Here is an 18,303-nt window from a genome sequence, read left to right as displayed (position 1 = left end):
GCGATCCACCGGGCGTACACCCGTACGGCCCGGAACTCCTCCTCGTACACACAAGGTGATCTCCACATGACACACGCACCCATGCCCATGCCCATGCCGCCGGCCAGGCCCGAACTCGACACCGCCGCCGACCTCCTGAAGCTCCTGGACGAGTCCACGACCGAACCGCGCCCCGACGACCAGCTCGCCGCCCTCACCCTCGCCGTCGCCGCCGATCTGCCGGTGCTCCTGTGGGGCGAGCCCGGGATCGGCAAGACGGCCGCGCTGACCCGGCTCGCCGAGGCGCTCGAACTGCCGCTGACCACCGTCATCGCGAGCGTCCACGAACCCTCCGACTTCGCGGGGCTGCCGATCGTCGGCGACGATCCGGCGGAGCAGGGCGTGCCGATGGCCCCGCCGGACTGGGCCGTCCGGCTCGTACGGGCCGGGAAGGGGCTCCTGTTCCTCGACGAGCTGTCCACCGCACCGCCCGCCGTGCAGGCCGCACTCCTCCGGGTCGTCCTCGAACGCCGCATAGGCGCGCTGCGGCTGCCGGACGGAGTCCGGATCGTGGCCGCGGCCAATCCGCGCGCCTCGGCCGCCGACGGCTGGGAGCTGAGCGCGCCACTGGCCAACCGGTTCGTCCATCTGCACTGGGCGCACGACCAGGAGGTCGTGGTCCGGGGCCTCGGCGGGGTCTGGCCGCGCGCCACGCTGCCCAGGCTCGACCCGCAGCGGCTGCCCGAAGCCGTCGCGTACGCCCGGCGCGCCGTCTGCGAGCTGCTGTCGGCACGCGCCGGGCTCGTGCACCGGCTGCCGAGCACCGAGACCCGGCGCGGCGGCGCCTGGCCCTCGCCGCGCAGCTGGGAGATGACGCTGCGACTCATCGCCTTCGCGACCGCGGCCGACGCGCCCCGCGAGGTGCTCTCGCTCCTCGTGCGGGGCACGGTCGGCGACGGACCCGGTTTCGAACTGCTCGCCTCCCTCGACCGGATGGACCTGCCCGATCCCGAACTGCTGCTCGCCGACCCGGCCTCGGCCGAACTGCCGGACCGCGGTGACCTGCGGCAGGCCGTACTCGACTCGGCGGTGGCCGCCGTACGGGCGCGTCCGGAGCGCGAGCGCTGGGACGCGGCCTGGGCGCTCCTGGTGCGGGCGTTGGAGGCCGGGGCGCCGGACCTCGTGGTCGTTCCGGCGACCACGCTCGCCTCGCTGCGGCGCGAGAACTGGCCGGTGCCCGAGGCGATCGAGCAGCTCGCCGGGGTGGTCTCGGTCTCCCGGGGCGCCGAGCATGCGGCGGCCCGGGTCAAGGCGAAGGCGGGGGCGGCGGCAGGTGTGGGCCGATGAGGAGCGATACGGGGACCGGCCTGGACGCCGGCCACGAGTCCGGCCCCCGTACGAGGCCGGAGACCGGCCCCCACGCCGGGCAGGAAGCCGGCACCGACGCTCGACAGGACGCCGGCCTCGACACCGGAAAGCTGTACGCGGCCCGGCTGCAGGCGGTCCGCGCCCGCCCGTATCTGGCGACTGCCCTGTTCGCCCTCCAGGTCATCCCCTCACGGTCCGTGCCCACCATGGCGGTCGACCGGCACTGGCGCTGCTATGTCGCCCCCGGCTTCGTGGACCGGATGCCCGTCGAGGAACTCGCCTCCGTCTGGGTGCACGAGGTCTCGCATCTGCTGCGGGACCACCACGGCCGCGGCGACCGGTACGCCCGGCGGCACGGGCTGAGCGGCTCGGCCGAGCGGCTGCGGATGAACATCGCGGCGGACTGCGAGATCAACGACGATGCGTACGGGGACGGCCTGGTGCCGCCCAAGGGGGCGGTGTGGCCCAGCACCCTGCGACTGGCCGACGGGCAGCTGATGGAGGAGTACCTGGGCCAGTTCCGCCTCGGCCCCGGCACCGAGCGTTTCGCCTGGCTCGACTGCGGCAGCGGCGCCGACGGACACGAACGGCCCTGGGACCTCGGACCCGACGGGGCGAGCGGACTGAGCGCGCAGGAACGGGACCTGGTGCGCTACCGGGTGGCGCAGGGCATCAAGGGGCGGCCCGGCCGCGCTTCGAAGGCCTGGGAACGCTGGGCGGAACAGGCGCTGCACCCGCCGCAGCCCTGGCGCGAGCTGCTCGGCGCGGCGATCCGCTCGGCCGCCTCGGTACCCGGGGCGGGCGAGAACTACACGTACGGCAGACCCTCGCGGCGCTCCGTGAGCCTGCCCGGCATCATCCTGCCGAGCCTTCGCCGCCGTCCGCCCCGCGTCAGCATCATCATCGACACCTCGGGCTCGGTCAGCGATGCGGAACTCGGCTCGGCGCTCCTCGAAGTCGCCGCCATCTCGCGCACGCTGGGTGGCCGCCGCGACCTCGTGAACGTGGTGCCCTGCGATGCCTCGGCGCGCCTCGTGCACCCGCTGTGCCGCGGCGCGGGCATCCCGCTGCTCGGCGGCGGAGGCACGGATCTGCGCGCCGGCTTCGCGAAGGTGCTGCGCGGCGGCCCGAAACCGGACGTGATCGTCGCGCTGACGGACGGCCAGACCCCTTGGCCCGCGCAGGCACCCCCGTGCCGGACGGTCGTCGGGCTCTTCCCGCGGTCCGGCTACGACGAGGACGACGACAGCGGGTACGTACCGGATCCCGTGCCGGGCTGGGCGAAGACCGTGGAGATCGGCTAGCCGGTGGGCGGGGGCTTCCTGCGGTGCGGGAAAACTGCGTTGCGGCGACCCGCCCGGCGGCCGAGAGTGAGCCGCATGACGACTCTGAGCGTGCGGCCCGCGAGTCTCGACGATGCGGACGCCGTCTGTGTGCTGCTCAACGATGTGGACGAGATCGAGGTGGGCCGCCGCGAGACGGCGGTGGGCGAGATCCTCGCCGAGTGGAAGCATCCCGAGGTCGATCTGCGACGGGACTCCTGGCTCCTTCACGAGAACGAACGGCTGGTCGGCTACGCGCTGCTGTGGGACGAGTCCGGCGGCGAACGGATCGACGCGGACCTCTTCCTGCTGCCCGGAAGCGCGGAAGCCACCCGCACGCTCCTGGAGTTGACGGAGGCCAGAGCCGTCGAACGCGCCGCGGCCAACGGCGCCCGCCGGGCGGTCGTGCACCAGGGGCTGCACAGCAACACCACGGCCGACCAGGCGGTGCTGCGCGCACGCGGCTGGCGGACCGTACGCCGGTACCACGTGCTGGAGCGCGCCCTGTCACCCGCCGAGGACACCATGCCCGAACCGCTGCCCGGGGTGTGTCTGCGGCCCTGCGCCGACGAGGCCGACCGGCGGACCGTACACGCGCTGCTGCAGGAGTCCTTCGCCGAACACTTCGACCACCAGCCGCGCACGTACGAGCAGTGGCTCCACGACATCGACGCGGACCACGCCGACTTCTCGCTGATCTGGATCGCCCGGGAGGAGTCACTGGGCGACGTCGCGGCGATCCGCACCCGCAACGACGGCATCGGGACCGGCTGGATCAGCAACCTCGGGGTGCTGCGCGCGGCCCGCGGCCGGGGCATCGCCGGCTATCTGCTGCGCTACGCCTTCTGGTACTACGCGGGCCTCGGACGCGAGCGGATCGGACTCGGCGTCGACACCGAGAACTCCACCGGGGCGCCCGCGCTCTACGCGCGTCATGGGATGCGGCCGGACTGCGCGGTGGACACCTGGGAAGTGATCATCCCGGTATGAGGGGGTGGGCGAGACGCAAGCCCACCGCCGGCTTCGGCGCGGCCGCCCACGGCGACGCCGATGTCATGGGCCCGCCGCACGTGACCCGCCACAAGGCGCCGATGCGCGCAAATAGCCTTGGCCTCCTGGGCGGCCGCGCTGCGAGACTGGATCCATGAACGACATGGGACAGTTCCGTAGCGCGGTCACCCAGTGGGCAGCACGGCCGGCGGGGGAGGAGTCGGCGGCCGGTGCGCGGGCCGGCGAACTCGCGGAACGGATCGGGCTGCGCACCGTCGTCCTGGTCGAGGGCGACAGCGATGTGCGCGCCCTCGACGCCCTGGCAGCGCGCCGCGGACGCGATCTCGCGGCCGAGTCGATCGCGGTGATCCCGCTCGGCGGCGCGACCAATATCGGCCACTTCCTCGCCCGCTGCGGGCCCCAGGGGCTCGGGCTCCCCACGACCGGACTGTGCGATGCGGGGGAGGTGCGCCACTTCCAACGGGCCCTGGAACGCGAAGGGTTCGGCATCGCGCACACCCGCGAGGAGCTGGAGTCCCTCGGTTTCTACGTCTGCGAGAAGGACCTGGAGGACGAGCTGATCCGCGCGCTCGGACCGGCCGGGGTGGAGCAGGTCATCGAGTCGGAGGACGAGCTGCGGCCCTTCCGCACCTTCCAGAACCAGCCCTTCCACCGCGGGCGCAGCATCGACCAGCAGCTGCGCCGCTTCATGGGCACCCATGCGGGCCGCAAGTCCCAGTACGCGCACGCCATGGTGCGGTCCCTCGACCCGGACCGGATTCCGCGCCCGCTGGAGCGGCTGCTCGCGCACGTCCAGGCGGATCATTCCGCTCCGTAGCCGCCGGATCCGCCCGGCGGCCGCCGGATCCGCCCGGCAGTCATCGGTTCCGGGCCGCTGTCGCGCCGCTACGCCGTGGGCGCGGCCAGTTCCACGTCGGTGTACACCAGGTTGTGGTCCGAATACGGGCTGAGCTGCACCCCGTTGCCGACGGCGGCCACTCCCCGGAGGAAGGTGTAGTCGAACTTGCTCATCCAGTCGGTGGTCGGCTCGCAGACCCCGCTGACGGGCGCCGTGGGATTGCACTGCGCATCGCCGTCCTCGGCCAGCTCCCACAGCACGGCCAGCTCGGTGCTGCCGGGCCGCGCGTTGAAGTCGCCCAGCACGATGGCGCGTTCGTGGCGGGAGACCTCGGTGGCGAGCACGGCGGCCTGCTCGGCGCGGACCTCCGCCTGCTGCCGCTGGGCCAGATGCGTGGCGAAGACCCGTACGGCCTCGCCGTCCACCTCCGTCGTGACCGCCAGATAGCCGCGGTCCTCGGAACCCCCGTCGGGATACTCGACGTTCACCGTGTCGGTGGCCGGCGCCGCCGTCAGGAGGGCCTGACCGAAGCCGCCCGGGTCCCAGGGGAGGCCGCCGCAGCGGTTCCAGCTGGTCATGACCGAGCCGTAGGCGACGTGGTAGTCGAGGCCGTGCAGGTTCTCCAGATGGTCCCGGATCGCCTTGACGTCCCGGACACAGGCCTCCTGCAGCGCGACGACCTGCGGCGCGTACTTCGCGATCTCCTCGGCGCGGCCCACATTGAAACCGGTGTCATTGCAGGGATTGCAGATGTTCCAGGTCATGACCCGGTTCGGGACGACCTCGCGGACCGCGTCGGGCGACAGCGGCCGCGCAGCGAGCGGGCCGCCCGGCGTGCTGGGGCCGGTCAGGGCCATCAGCGCGAGGACGAAGGCCCCCGCGAGCCAGCGCACACCCGTTCTGGACACCGTCACCCTCCTTGACTCCCTACTACGAGGCTATGCGAAGCCCCACGCGCACCGCCGCGCCGGGCACCCCTTGACCCCTCACGGCGCGAGCGACTACGTTGCGGGCCTCTGACCTGTGACGGCGCAAAGGAGGCGAGCCCCGGATGAACACCTACTCCGACCTCGGCCGCCTCGCCCAGCGCACCGCGTGGGTCCCTGGCCGTATCGCCCACGGCTGCTGACCCCGCCGCGCGCAGTGCCCTGCTGAGGCACCCTCCGGACTCCGCCGCGGGCACGCCGTGTCCCTCTGCGAGCACTGTCCGTGCCCTGCCGACGGCACCCTCCAGGCCCGTTCCCCACACCCTTTCCCCGGCGCGTACGCCCGCGCGTACCCGCCCCGCGCCCGCCGCGCCCCTGCCGCGCGGGCCGACACAGAAAGCTGGCCCGATCTTGGCCCGTATCACTGTCAACGGGAAGCCGACACCGCTCGCCCCGGCACCACCCCACACCACCGCGCTCGACTTCCTGCGCGAGCGCGGTCTCACCGGCACCAAGGAGGGCTGCGCCGAGGGCGAATGCGGCGCCTGCTCGGTGCTCGTGGCCCGCCCGGGCGTCGACCGGCCCACCGACTGGGTGGCCCTCAACGCCTGCCTCGTCCCCGCCGCGGCCCTCGACGGCCAGGAGGTCGTCACCTCCGAAGGCCTCGCCTCCGCCGCCGGTGATCTGCACCCCGTCCAGGAGGAGATGGCGCAGCGCGGCGGCTCCCAGTGCGGCTACTGCACGCCCGGCTTCGTCTGCAGCATGGCTGCCGAGTACTACCGCCCCGACCGCTGCTGCGCGACGGGCCAGACGCACAGCGGCCAGGAGGCCCCGCACGGCGACCATGCGGCCGCACGCGGCGACCAGGAGGCCGCGCACAGCGACCCGGAGCACGGGCCCAACGGGTTCGACCTGCACGCCCTGAGCGGAAACCTCTGCCGCTGCACCGGCTACCGCCCCATCCGCGACGCGGCCTTCGCCGTCGGCGCCCCCGCCGCAGACGACGAGCTCGCCCGCCGCCGCGACCAGGCCCCGCCCGCGCCGGCCTCCACCGCGTACACCCAGGACGGCAGGACCTTCGAGCGCAGGGACACCCTGGCCGAAACCCTGCGGCTGCTGCGGGAACGGCCCGAAGCGGTGGTGGTCGCCGGCTCCACCGACTGGGGCGTTGAGGTGAACATCCGCTCCCGCAGGGCGGAGCACGTCGTCGCGGTCGACCGGCTGCCCGAACTGCGCGACCTGCGCATCGAATCCGAGCACATCGAGATCGGCGCGGCCCTCACCCTCACCGAGATCGAGCGCCGCCTCGACGGCGAAGTGCCGTTGCTCGCCGAGCTGTTCCCGCAGTTCGCCTCCCGGCTGATCCGCAACGGAGCCACCCTCGGCGGCAACCTCGGCACAGGTTCCCCGATCGGCGACGGCCCGCCGGTACTGCTTGCCCTCGAAGCCTCCCTGGTGCTCGCCGACGCGGACGGCGAGCGCGAAGTGCCGCTCGCCGACTACTTCACCGGCTACCGGCAGAGCGTGCGCCGCCCCGGCGAACTCATCCGCTCGGTCCGGATCCCGCGCCCGCTCGCACCGGTCACGGCCTTCCACAAGATCGCCAAGCGGCGCTTCGACGACATCTCCAGCGTCGCCGTCGCCTTCGCCCTCGACATCGAGGACGGGACCGTCCGCACCGCCCGGATCGGACTCGGCGGAGTCGCCGCCACCCCGATCCGCGCCCGCGCCACCGAGGCGGTCCTGGAGGGCGAGCCCTGGACCGCCGGGACCGTCGAGAACGCCGCCCGGGTGCTGCGCGGCGAGGGAACACCGATGGACGACCACCGCGCCAGCTCCCTGTACCGCAGCGCGATGCTCGGCCAGAGCCTGAAGAAGCTGTTCGCCGAGCAGCCGAACGCACCGATCACCGAGGGGGCATAAGCCATGAGCCACCTGTCCGAGCGCCCCGAACAGCCCGTGGTCGGCCTTCCGCTGCCGCACGAGAGCGCCCACCAGCACGTCACCGGCACCGCGCTGTACACCGACGACCTGGTGCAGCGCACCAAGGACGTCCTGCACGCCCACCCGGTCCAGGCCAGGACGGCCCATGGCCGTATCACCGCCCTCGACACCGCGCCCGCGCTCGCGGTCCCCGGTGTCGTACGGGTGCTGACCGGCGCGGACGTGCCCGGAGTCAACGACGCGGGCATGAAGCACGACGAGCCGCTCTTCCCCGACGAGGTCATGTTCCACGGCCACGCGGTCGCCTGGGTGCTCGGCGAGAGCCTGGAGGCGGCCCGGCTCGGAGCGGAGGCCGTCGTGGTGGAGGTCGAGGAGCTGCCATCGGTGATCACCTTGGAGGAGGCGATCGCGGGCGACAGCTTCCACGGTGCACGGCCCGTGATGCGCACCGGCGACCTCGACGCCGGATTCGCCGACTCGGCGCACGTGTTCAGCGGCGAGTTCCAGTTCTCCGACCAGGAGCACTTCTACCTGGAGACGCATGCGGCGCTCGCCCGACTCGACGAGTCCGGGCAGGTGTTCGTGCAGAGCAGCACCCAGCACCCCTCCGAGACCCAGGAGATCGTCGCGCATGTTCTCGGGCTCAGCAGCCACGAGGTCACCGTGCAGTGCCTGCGCATGGGCGGCGGCTTCGGCGGCAAGGAGATGCAGCCGCACGGCTTCGCCGCCGTCGCCGCGCTCGGCGCGCGACTGACCGGCCGCCCGGTGCGGCTGCGCCTCAACCGCACCCAGGACCTCACCATGTCCGGGAAACGGCACGGATTCCACGCCCGCTGGAGGATCGGCTTCGACGCCGAGGGCCGCATCCAGGCCCTCGACGCCACCCTCACCGCCGACGGCGGCTGGAGCCTCGACCTCTCCGAACCCGTCGTGGCCCGGGCGCTCTGCCACATCGACAACACCTACTGGATCCCCAACGCCCGCGTCGAAGGCCGGATCGCGAAGACCAACAAGGTCTCCAACACCGCCTTCCGTGGCTTCGGCGGGCCCCAGGGCATGCTGGTCATCGAGGACATCATGGGTCGCTGCGCGCCCCTGCTCGGCCTCGACCCCACCGAGCTGCGCGAGTGGAACTTCTACCGCGCGGGCCACTGCACCCCGTACGGGCAGCAGGTCACCCATCCCGAACGGATCCCCGCCGTCTGGGAGCAGGTCAAGGAGAACGGCTCGCTCGCCGAACGCCGGTGCGAGATCGCCGCCTTCAACGCCGCGCATCCGCACACCAAGCGGGCGCTCGCGCTCACCGGCATCAAATTCGGCATCTCCTTCAACCTGACCGCCTTCAACCAGGGCGGCGCCCTCGTGCTGATCTACAAGGACGGCTCCGTCCTGATCAACCACGGCGGCACCGAGATGGGCCAGGGTCTGCACACCAAGATGCTCCAGGTGGCCGCGACCACCCTCGGCATTCCGCTGCACAAGGTCCGCCTCGCCCCGACCCGCACCGACAAGGTGCCCAACACCTCGGCGACGGCCGCGAGTTCAGGGGCCGACCTGAACGGCGCCGCGGTCAAGAACGCCTGCGAGCAGCTGCGCGGGCGGCTGCTCCAGGTGGCCGCCACACGGCTCGGCGCGAACGCCTCGGACGTACGGATCGTGGCCGGCGTGGCCCGCGCGCTCGGCAGCGCGGAGGAGCTGGCCTGGGACGACCTGGTGCGCACCGCGTACTTCCAGCGGGTGCAGCTCTCGGCCGCCGGTTTCTACCGGACCGAGGGGCTGCACTGGGATGCGAAGACGTTCCACGGCTCGCCGTTCAAGTACTTCTCCTACGGTGCCGCGGCGGCCGAGGTCGAGGTCGACGGGTTCACCGGCGCGTACCGGATCCGGCGGGTCGACATCGTGCACGACGTCGGCGACAGTCTCTCGCCGATGATCGACATCGGGCAGGTCGAAGGCGGCTTCGTGCAGGGCGCGGGCTGGCTGACGCTCGAGGACATGCGCTGGGACGCGGGGGACGGGCCGGGGCGCGGGCGCCTGCTCACCCAGGCGGCGAGCACCTACAAGCTGCCGAGCTTCTCGGAGATGCCCGAGGAATTCCATGTCACCCTCATGGAGAACGCCACCGAGGAGGGCGCCGTCTACGGGTCCAAGGCCGTGGGGGAGCCGCCGCTGATGCTTGCCTTCTCCGTACGCGAGGCGCTCCGCGAGGCGGCCGCCGCATTCGGTCCGGCCGGTGCGAGCATCGAACTCGCCTCGCCCGCGACGCCGGAGGCGGTGTACTGGGCGATCGAAGCGGCCCGCGGTCAGGCGGCCGAATCCGCCGGCACCGGGATCCTCGATGCCGATGCCGATGCCGATACCGATACCGATGCGACCGGCACGGAGGCCGAGGCGACCCATGCCGATGCCACCGACGGCACCGGGAGCACCGGAGCCGCGGCCGCAGCCCTGAGCGGTGCCTGACATGGCGTGGATCGCCGCGGTCGCACGGCTTCGGGCACGCCGCGAACCGGGCGTGCTCGTGACCGTCGCGACCGTGCGCGGTCACGCCCCGCGCGAGGCCGGCGCGAAACTCGTCGTGGGACGGGACGGCACCTGGGGCTCGATCGGCGGCGGGAACGTGGAGGCCGTGTCGATCGACCGGGCACGGGAACTGATCCAGGCGGGCGCCGTGGAGCCGGAGCTGATGGACTTCGCGCTGAACGACAAGGTCACCAACCGGCACGGAGTGCAGTGCTGCGGCGGCACCGTCCAGGTGCTGCTCGAACCGCTGCCGGTGACCGAGGCGGTGGCGGTTTTCGGCCTCGGCCATGTGGGCCTGGAACTCGCCCGCATTCTGGCCCGCCAGGACCTCGATCTGCACCTCGTCGACAGCCGCTCCGAGCAGCTCACCGAGGAGCGGCTCGGCGTCCTCGCGGACTCCGTCGCCCAGGTTCATGTCCACCACACGCCGCTGCTGCCCGAAGAGGTCCTCGGCCAACTGCCGCACGGCACCCACGTACTGATCATGACCCACGACCACGCCGAGGACGCCGCGCTGTGCGATGCGGCCCTGCGCACCCCGCGGCTCGGCTCGATCGGGCTGATCGGTTCGGCCGCGAAGTGGGCGAGATTCCGCAAGCGGCTCGCCACCGAAGGCGGTCACGGCGCGTCCGCCATCGATCGGATCAAGACACCGATCGGACTCGACGGAATCGGCGCCAAGGATCCCGCGACCATCGCCGTGAGCGTCGCGGCGGATCTACTGCGTTCCTTCGAGGCCTGAGCGCGGTTTTCCCCGTACTGCCACCGTGTCCCCGGCGTCCTCGCAGGTGAACGGCGATCTTCCACTCGAGGGCGCGGATGTGTGAAGGTGGTGAACCGTGTTCCCCGCTTCAAAGGTTGAGCACAAATTGCACACAACCCCCTCTCCAGGCGGGCCCTGATGGTCTAGATTGTCGCATCACACGCCGGGGACACGAACGACAAAGCGTGAGCTTTTGGCACGGCGGTACAGAACACGACACACATCATGACTCGGACATGACTGGGACATGATGCGGAGTGGACTCGCAGCGGAGTCCGAGCACGGTACAGACCACTGACGACTGTGTGACCGGCGCAAGGCACGGGGTGGAGCGGGGGCTTCGCGAGGAAACGAGCGGCGCGTAACGGGGGGCGGGGACCTCCCGTGGGAGCAACAGTGCGGGAGGCCCTGCCTCCCGGGGGGAGGAACCGTGTTGGGCGAGCACGTCGAACGCACTGGCGAACTGCGCGGGGGAGTGCGTGAAGGAGGGGTTGCCGACCCCCTTCCACCGGTACCGGCAGGGGTGAGCGACCCCCTGCCACCGGTAGGGGGCCGGTCGGCGGCCGGGGCCGTCCAACGGCCCGCGGACGACTGGGAACAGGGCTACCGCCGCACCGTGATCATCGCGGACTTCCTGGCCACGGCCTTCGTCGTGGCGGGCATCGGCGGCTTCTTCGGGGTACGGGACGAAGCCGACTGGTACGAGAAGTGGATCATACTCGCCTTCGGCACCGAACTCCTCGTCCTGGGCGCCCTCATGGTGAGCCGCTGCTGGGCGCCGGGAGTACTCGGCCAGGGCGCCGAGGAGTTCCGCCGTCTGGGACGGGCGGTGTTCATGGCGGCCGTCGTCCTCTCACTCGTCGGGATCGCCTTCACCTCACGCAACATCAAACTCTGGATCTTCGTCGCGATCCCGGCGATGGTGCTCGTCACCATGACCGTGCGCTATCTGCTGCGCCGCCGGCTGCACGCACAGCGCAAGCTGGGCCGCTGCCTGCGCCCCGTGCTCGCCGCCGGCAGCGCCGCGACCGTGCGCGATCTGATCGAACGCACCCGCAAGTACCCGCACCTCGGCTGGCGGGTGGAGGCGGTGTGCATTCCGGACGGCCCCGGCGGCGAAGGCGCCGACCTGGACGGGGTGCCCGTCGTGGGACGCCTCAGCGATGTCGCCCGGCACGTCCGCCGTGACGGCTACCGGGTCGTCGCCGTCACCCCGGACGCGCACTGGTCTCCCGAGCGCCTGCAGCGCCTCGCCTGGAACCTGGAAGGCAGCGAGGCGGAGATGGTCGTGGCCCCCATCCTCATGGAAGTGGCTGGGCCCCGCCTACAGGTCAATGCGGTGCTCGGCATTCCGCTGCTCGAGGTCAGCATGCCGGTCTTCACCGGCGGCCGACGGATCGTCAAGGCGATCGCCGACCGGCTGGGCGCGGCGGTCCTGCTCGTGCTGCTCTCACCCGTGATGCTGCTGGTCGCGCTCCTTGTCCTCATGGACAGCCGCGGCGGCGCGCTCTACCGCCAGCGCAGGGTCGGCAAGGACGGCCGCGAGTTCACCATCTTCAAATTCCGCACCATGGTCACCGGCGCCCACAGCCACCGCGCCGAACTGGCCGAGCGCAACGAAGGCGCGGGCCTGCTGTTCAAGCTACGCCGCGATCCGCGCGTGACCCGCGTCGGCGCGGTGTTGCGGCGGTACTCGCTCGACGAACTGCCGCAGCTGCTCAACGTACTCACCGGGTCGATGTCGCTGGTCGGCCCGCGGCCGCCGCTGCCCGAGGAGTCCGCCGCGTACGGACCGGACATCCGGCGGCGGCTGCTCGTCAAACCGGGCCTGACCGGGCTGTGGCAGATCAGCGGCCGCAGCGACCTGCCCTGGGAGGAGGCGGTCCGTCTGGACCTGCGCTACGTGGAGGACTGGTCGCTCGCCCTGGACGCGGTGATCCTCTGGAAGACGCTGCGTGCGGTGATCCAGGGCCAAGGGGCCTACTGACATGCGAGGGCGCCGTACCGGAACGCCGCACGGCGGCGCCATCCCGGACCGGTGCACGGACCGCGGGCCCGCCGGGCCTGCCGAGGGGGAGGTACGGGAGATGAGGATCAGCGTTCTGGGGCTCGGCTACGTGGGCTGTGTATCGGCCGCGTGCCTGGCGAGCCGGGGGCACGAGGTCGTCGGCGTGGACATCAGCCCGGCCAAGGTCGACCTGGTGCGCGCGGGCAGGGCGCCGGTGGTCGAGGAGCGGATCGGCGAACTGACCGCCGAGGTCGTCGCAAGCGGAGCGCTGACCGCCACCACCGACGTGCGTGCGGCCGTCCTGGGCAGCGAGGTGACGCTGGTCTGCGTGGGCACCCCCTCGGAGCCCAACGGCAGCCTGTGCACCACGTATCTGGAGCGGGTCACCGAACAGATCGGCGCGGCACTCGCCGAACGGGACGCCGCGGCGGCGCGGCACACCGTCGTCTACCGCAGCACCATGCTCCCCGGCACCTGCATGAACCTGCTCGTGCCGATCCTGGAGAAGCATTCCGGGCTGACCGCCGGAGTGGACTTCGGTGTCGCGGTCAACCCGGAGTTCCTGCGTGAAGGCACCAGCGTGCGCGACTTCTTCGATCCGCCGAAGACCGTGATCGGTGAACTCGACCCGGTGAGCGGCGAGGCGGTCGCCGCCCTGTACGAGGGCCTGCCCGGCGAGGTGTTCCGGGTGCCGGTGCCGACGGCCGAGGCGATCAAGTACGCGGACAACGCCTTCCACGGCCTCAAGATCGGCTTCGCCAACGAACTCGGCGCGGTGTGCCAGGCCCTGGGCGTCGACCCGCACCAGGTGATGGACGTCTTCCTCGCCGACCGCAAACTCAACATCAGCCCGGCCTATCTGCGCCCCGGCTTCGCCTTCGGCGGCTCCTGCCTGCCCAAGGACCTGCGCAGCCTGGTGCACGCGGCACGGCGGGCCGATGTCTCCGTGCCGATCCTGTCCCACGTCCTGCCCTCCAACTCCGACCATCTGCAGCGCGCCGTCGAACTGGTCGAACGCACCGGCAGGCGACGCGTGGGCCTGCTCGGCCTCTCCTTCAAACCCGGCACCGACGACCTGCGCGAGAGCCCGCTCGTCGAACTCGCCGAACGCCTCATCGGGAAGGGGTACGAGCTGAGGATCCACGATGCCAACGTCAGCCTCTCGCGGCTGCTCGGCGCCAACCGGGAGTACGTCGAGACCCGGGTGCCCCATATCGCCCAACTCCTCGTGGACTCCGTCGACGAGGTGCTCGACCACAGCGAGGTGTGCCTCGTCGGCACCAAGGACCCGGCGGTCCTCGACGCCCTGCCCCGGGGCGACGAAGGACCGTTCCTGATCGATCTCGTCCGCATCCCCGACGCCGCCGAGCGCCGGGCCGAACCTGGGTACGTGGGCCTTGTCTGGTGACTCCTCGACCGGCGGGTCTTCCGCCGGTGACCTTCCGTCCGGCGGTCGTCCCGCCGGTGGCCTCCCGTCCGGTGCCGCGCCCGGCGCCCGTCCGACCCGGCGCGCACTGATCCTCGTCGAGAACCTGTCGGTGCCCTTCGACCGGCGGGTCTGGCAGGAGTGCACGACCCTGCGCGACGCGGGCTGGGAGGTGCACGTCATCTGCCCCCGCGGCGGGAAACGCGACACCGAGGCCGAGGCCGTGATCGACGGGGTACGCATTCACCGCTACCCGCTGCGAGCCGCCACCGGCGGCCCCGCCGGCTACCTCCGCGAGTACGGGGCGGCGCTGTGGCACACCTACCGGCTGGCCCGCAAGGTCGGCCCGGTGCACGTCGTGCACGCCTGCAATCCGCCCGATCTGCTGTTCCTGCCGGCCCTCTGGCTGAAGCGGCGCGGATCTCGGTTCGTCTTCGACCAGCACGACCTCGTACCCGAGCTGTACCTGTCCCGCTTCGGCCGTGGCGAGGACCTTCTGCACCGCGCGGTGCGCGCACTGGAGCGCCGTACCTACCGGGCCGCGGACATCGTGCTCGCCACCAACGAGAGCTACCGGGACGTCGCCGTGAGCCGGGGCGGCAAGCGCCCCGAGGACGTGTTCGTCGTCCGCAGCGCCCCCGACACCGACCGCTTCCACCCGGTGCCGCCCGAACCGGAACTCAAGCGCGGCAAACCCCATCTCCTGTGCTACCTGGGCGTCATGGGCCCGCAGGACGGCGTCGACTACGCCCTGCGGGCGCTCGCCGCCCTCCGCGACACATACGGACGGACCGACTGGCACGCGGTGTTCATCGGCGCCGGTGACGCCTTCGACGCGATGGTGCACCTGTCCCGCAGCCTCGGCCTCACCGAGCAGGTGCAGTTCACCGGCCGTATCCCCGACGCCGAGCTGGCGCGCTACCTGTCCACCGCGGACGTCTGCCTCTCGCCCGATCCGTGCAATCCGCTCAACGACGTCTCGACCATGAACAAGGTCCTCGAGTACATGGTGATGGGCCGCCCCATCGTCTCCTTCGACCTCAAGGAGGCACGCGTCTCCGCGGGCGAGGCGGCCGTGTACGCGGCCGATGACGACGAGTCGGAGTTCGCCGCGCTCATCGCCCGCCTCCTCGACGATCCCGAGGAGCGGGCCCGGATGGGCAAGAGCGGCCAGGAGCGGATCGGCGGACCGCTGTCCTGGCGGAACTCGCAGGCCGCGCTCCTCGCCGCATACGAGGCGGCCTGCCGCGGCCGCACCCCGGCAGCCCCGGCAGTCTCGGCAGCCGCCCGGCGGAAGGGGGCGCGCCGTGGGAGATGACGCGATACGCCTGGCCACGATCGGGCAGATGATCCGGCGCCGCGGCCGGCTTCTCGCCGTCCTCGCCCTGGTGGGCGCACTCGTCGGCTACGGGGCCTCCCTGGTGTTCCCGCCGCGCTACACGGCCTCCGCCTCGGTGCTGCTCGCAGGGCAGTGGGAGGAGCGCGAACTCGCCACCCAGCAGGAGATCGCCACCAGCTCGGCGGTCGTCGACCGCTCCGCCGCGGCGCTCGGCTGGGGCATGAGCGGCCTCGAACTGAAGGAGGATGTCGCAGCCGAGGCCGCCGACGGCAACATCATCAGGATCTCGGGCACCGCCGACAGCCCGGAGCGCGCCCAGCGTCTCGCCGACCAGGTGGCAGCGCAGTACGTGGCCTTCGCCGCCGGCCTCGCCGGGGACACCGCCGACTCCGATGCCGCCCTGGCACCCGAGGAGCTGCGCAAACTCGTCGCACAGACCAGTCGCCGTATCACCGAACTCGCCGCCGCGGCCGACCCGGGCCGCAGCGTGGAGACCGTGCAGGGCCGCACCGAGCTCGAAAAGCTCCGTACGGCACTGCGGGACGCCATCAAGAAGCTCGACGAGGTCGGTCCCGCCACCAACAAGGCGAACCTGCTCGTCATGGGCCCGGCTGTCCGCCCGGACGGCGAGGCGCCTCCGACCCGGCTGCAGCTCGTCCTCGGCGGCGCGCTGCTGTTCCTCCTGCTGGGGGTCGTCGCCCATCTGACCGCCGCGCGGGTGAGCCGTCGGCTGCGCAGCGAACCGGAGATCGCCGCAGCACTCGGATCGGCCCTGCTCGGCTCGGTGGACGTGCCACGGGAGCGCTCCGCGCGGCGGCCCGAGGGCGGCGGCCTGAGGCTGCGCAGGTTCCTCGGCCTCGACGACCTCTGGGATGTACCCGTCCCGCAGGCCTCCGGCGGCGAGGCCGGTCGGCGGATCCGCTACCGGCGCGTCTGCACCCGGCTCCGCGGCCGCCTCGCCGCCTCCGCGCGACGGGTCCTCGTCCTCGTCCCCGAGGGTGACGCCGTGGCCCGCAGCGCCGCCGGGCAGCTGGTCGCCGAGGCGGGCGGCGATCCGGAGCTCGAGGTGGTCGAGGTGTCCGTCACCAGGCCGATGGTGCCCGAGCAGGCCACCGGATCCCAAGCGGTCATCGTCCTCAGCACCGGCAGCCGCACGGCCGAGGAGCTCGCCCAGATCGCCGAGGCCTGCGCGGATGCCCGCCAGGAACTCCTCGGCATCGTCCTGGCCGGAGCGGTCAGGACCGGTCAGGAGCCCGAAACCGACCGGCCTGCCGAAGAGACACCCGAACCGGTCGCCGTGGGCGCCGATCCGAAGGGGGGTACGGCATGACGGCACAACCGCCGGCCGAGCCGACATCCGCCGCGCCGCTCCTCGACCTCCAGGCGCTGGTCGTGGCCGTACGCAGAAGGCGCCGCCTGTGGTTCCTGCTCGGCGTGCTCGGTCTCCTCGCCGGCGCCACCGTGGCCGTCGTGCTTCCGCCGCCGCCGACCGCCGTGACCACGGTCCTCGTCGCCCACGAGGCGGACCAGCCCAGCGACCCCGGCACACTGATCAAGACGGACGCGGCCCTGCTCGGGACCACCCGCATCGCCGACCGCGCGCTGCGCTCCCTCGACCCCGCCGAACGCCCGGGGAGCGCCGAGGACTTCATGGAGGACTACGAGGGCCGCGGCCTCACCAACAACCTGCTGCAGATCGAGGTGCGGGCCGACAGCGAGGAGCTCGCCGAGGCACGGGCGAGTGCCCTGGCCGATGCGTTCATCGACGACCACGTACGACGCCTGCGGGAGGCCGCGGACGCCGAGGCCAAGTCGCTGCTCTCGCAGCGCGACCTCGCACAGGACCAGCTCGCGGACGTCAACCAGCAGATCGGCGCGGCGCCCCCGCAGAGCGACCCGGAGGCGGCGGCGGACCTCGAATCGCTCTACGCCCGCAGGGCCGAACTCACCGCACGGATAGCCGAATTCGAACAGCGCGCCGAGGAGGCGCGGATGGGCACACCTCGGCTGGTCGCCGGCACCCTGGTCGTGGACGCCGCCCGCGTCGTCGAGCACTCGCTGCCCACGACGGCCGCCACCAACGCAGCGATCGGCCTCGTCCTCGGCCTGGTGCTCGGACTCGCGCTCGCCGCGGTCGGCGCCGTGGTGCGCGACCGGCCCGTACTGCGCCGCGAGATCGCCGCGCACCTCGGCGCCTCGGTCATCGCCGAACTGCCCCGCCGCCTGGGCGGGCGCTGGGAGCTGCGGCGGACCCGAGCGGCCCGCGCACGGCTCACCGTGTCGCTGGCCCGCCAGGTCCGCGGCCGGTCCGAACCCGTCTCGCTCCTCGAACTCGGCGCCGCACGCCCCACGGGCACCCTCGCCCTGCAGCTCGCCGACGCCCTCGCCGCCGACGAACAGGTCGTGATCGTGGACGGACTCCCGGACCGCCGGCTCGCCCGGCGCAAGCAGCGCCCCGGCACCCCGACCGTCGTCGGCGGCGAACGTGCCGAAACGCTGCCCGCCGGGCTGCGCCGCATCGGCGTCGGCTCGGTGGCGCCCGGCACCGCCTGGACGGACCTCAGCCACCTCGGCAGCCGGACCGTGCTCGTCGTGCGCGCCGGGCACGGCGGCACCGCCTGGCTGCACACGGTGGCACGCCAGCTCGCGGACCAGCAGATCGAGGTGCTCGGCGTCGTCCTCATCGACCCCGACCCGCGCGACCGGAGCGACGGAACGCTGTGGGACGGGCACCGGCCCGCACCGCGCACCCGGATCGAACGCCTCGCCCGGCAGAACGGTACCGACCCGCGGCGCGTCAAGGAGCAGGTGTTGGCCGGCCGGGCCGCCGACGGCGAGCAGGAGGAGCACTAGTTC

The 18,303-nt window shown here is 72.4% G+C and carries 13 protein-coding genes; 12 read left to right on the top strand and 1 reads right to left on the bottom strand.

Annotation, left to right across the window (positions count from 1 at the left end; genetic code table 11):
• The first annotated feature begins 66 nt into the window (after positions 1–66).
• The 4 genes from ACLF6P_RS25120 (at position 67) to ACLF6P_RS25105 (ending at position 4,497) form a co-directional block, all read left to right on the top strand.
• Positions 67–1,326, top strand: coding sequence for an AAA family ATPase (locus ACLF6P_RS25120; protein ID WP_415953172.1), 1,260 nt, complete (start codon positions 67–69; stop codon positions 1,324–1,326).
• Positions 1,323–2,651, top strand: coding sequence for a vWA domain-containing protein (locus ACLF6P_RS25115; RefSeq protein ID WP_415953171.1), 1,329 nt, complete (start codon positions 1,323–1,325; stop codon positions 2,649–2,651). The genes ACLF6P_RS25120 and ACLF6P_RS25115 overlap by 4 nt, the downstream gene beginning before the upstream one ends.
• Before the next feature lie 75 nt (positions 2,652–2,726).
• A complete protein-coding gene (locus ACLF6P_RS25110; protein ID WP_415953169.1) occupies positions 2,727–3,659 on the top strand; it encodes a GNAT family N-acetyltransferase in 933 nt (310 codons plus the stop codon).
• Positions 3,660–3,813: 154 nt separating this feature from the next.
• Positions 3,814–4,497, top strand: coding sequence for a TOPRIM nucleotidyl transferase/hydrolase domain-containing protein (locus tag ACLF6P_RS25105; protein ID WP_415953167.1), 684 nt, complete (start codon positions 3,814–3,816; stop codon positions 4,495–4,497).
• Between the two features lie 68 nt (positions 4,498–4,565).
• Here the strand turns inward: ACLF6P_RS25105 and ACLF6P_RS25100 are convergent, their stop codons facing one another.
• Positions 4,566–5,375 carry an endonuclease/exonuclease/phosphatase family protein gene (locus ACLF6P_RS25100; RefSeq protein WP_415953312.1) on the bottom strand — a complete coding sequence of 270 codons (810 nt, stop codon included), beginning with the start codon at positions 5,373–5,375 and terminating at the stop codon, positions 4,566–4,568.
• Positions 5,376–5,852: 477 nt separating this feature from the next.
• Here ACLF6P_RS25100 and ACLF6P_RS25095 point away from each other — a divergent pair, with 477 nt between their 5' ends.
• From ACLF6P_RS25095 to ACLF6P_RS25060, 8 genes are all read left to right on the top strand, one after another.
• Positions 5,853–7,367, top strand: coding sequence for a xanthine dehydrogenase small subunit (locus ACLF6P_RS25095; RefSeq protein ID WP_415953311.1), 1,515 nt, complete (start codon positions 5,853–5,855; stop codon positions 7,365–7,367).
• A 3-nt stretch (positions 7,368–7,370) separates the two neighbouring features.
• A complete protein-coding gene (gene xdhB / locus ACLF6P_RS25090; protein WP_415953165.1) occupies positions 7,371–9,851 on the top strand; it encodes a xanthine dehydrogenase molybdopterin binding subunit in 2,481 nt (826 codons plus the stop codon).
• A gap of 1 nt (position 9,852) precedes the next feature.
• Complete coding sequence (gene xdhC, locus ACLF6P_RS25085; protein ID WP_415953163.1) at positions 9,853–10,653, top strand: xanthine dehydrogenase accessory protein XdhC; 801 nt, start codon at positions 9,853–9,855, stop codon at positions 10,651–10,653.
• A 544-nt stretch (positions 10,654–11,197) separates the two neighbouring features.
• Positions 11,198–12,661, top strand: a complete 1,464-nt coding sequence (locus ACLF6P_RS25080; protein WP_415953161.1) for a sugar transferase — start codon at positions 11,198–11,200, stop codon at positions 12,659–12,661.
• A 100-nt stretch (positions 12,662–12,761) separates the two neighbouring features.
• Positions 12,762–14,090 carry a nucleotide sugar dehydrogenase gene (locus ACLF6P_RS25075; protein WP_415953159.1) on the top strand — a complete coding sequence of 443 codons (1,329 nt, stop codon included), beginning with the start codon at positions 12,762–12,764 and terminating at the stop codon, positions 14,088–14,090.
• A 106-nt stretch (positions 14,091–14,196) separates the two neighbouring features.
• Positions 14,197–15,426, top strand: coding sequence for a glycosyltransferase family 4 protein (locus tag ACLF6P_RS25070; protein ID WP_415953309.1), 1,230 nt, complete (start codon positions 14,197–14,199; stop codon positions 15,424–15,426).
• Positions 15,416–16,777, top strand: a complete 1,362-nt coding sequence (locus tag ACLF6P_RS25065) for a YveK family protein (RefSeq protein ID WP_415953157.1) — start codon at positions 15,416–15,418, stop codon at positions 16,775–16,777. The genes ACLF6P_RS25070 and ACLF6P_RS25065 overlap by 11 nt, the downstream gene beginning before the upstream one ends.
• Positions 16,774–18,300, top strand: a complete 1,527-nt coding sequence (locus tag ACLF6P_RS25060) for a Wzz/FepE/Etk N-terminal domain-containing protein (RefSeq protein WP_415953155.1) — start codon at positions 16,774–16,776, stop codon at positions 18,298–18,300. Before ACLF6P_RS25065 ends, ACLF6P_RS25060 begins: the two co-directional genes overlap by 4 nt.
• Positions 18,301–18,303 lie beyond the last annotated feature (3 nt).

The sequence above is a fragment of the Streptomyces lothianensis genome (genome assembly GCF_047779955.1).
Classification (GTDB): domain Bacteria; phylum Actinomycetota; class Actinomycetes; order Streptomycetales; family Streptomycetaceae; genus Streptomyces.
The sequence above is the reverse complement of the archived record's forward strand: the minus strand, read 5'-3'. Positions and strand labels throughout refer to the sequence as shown.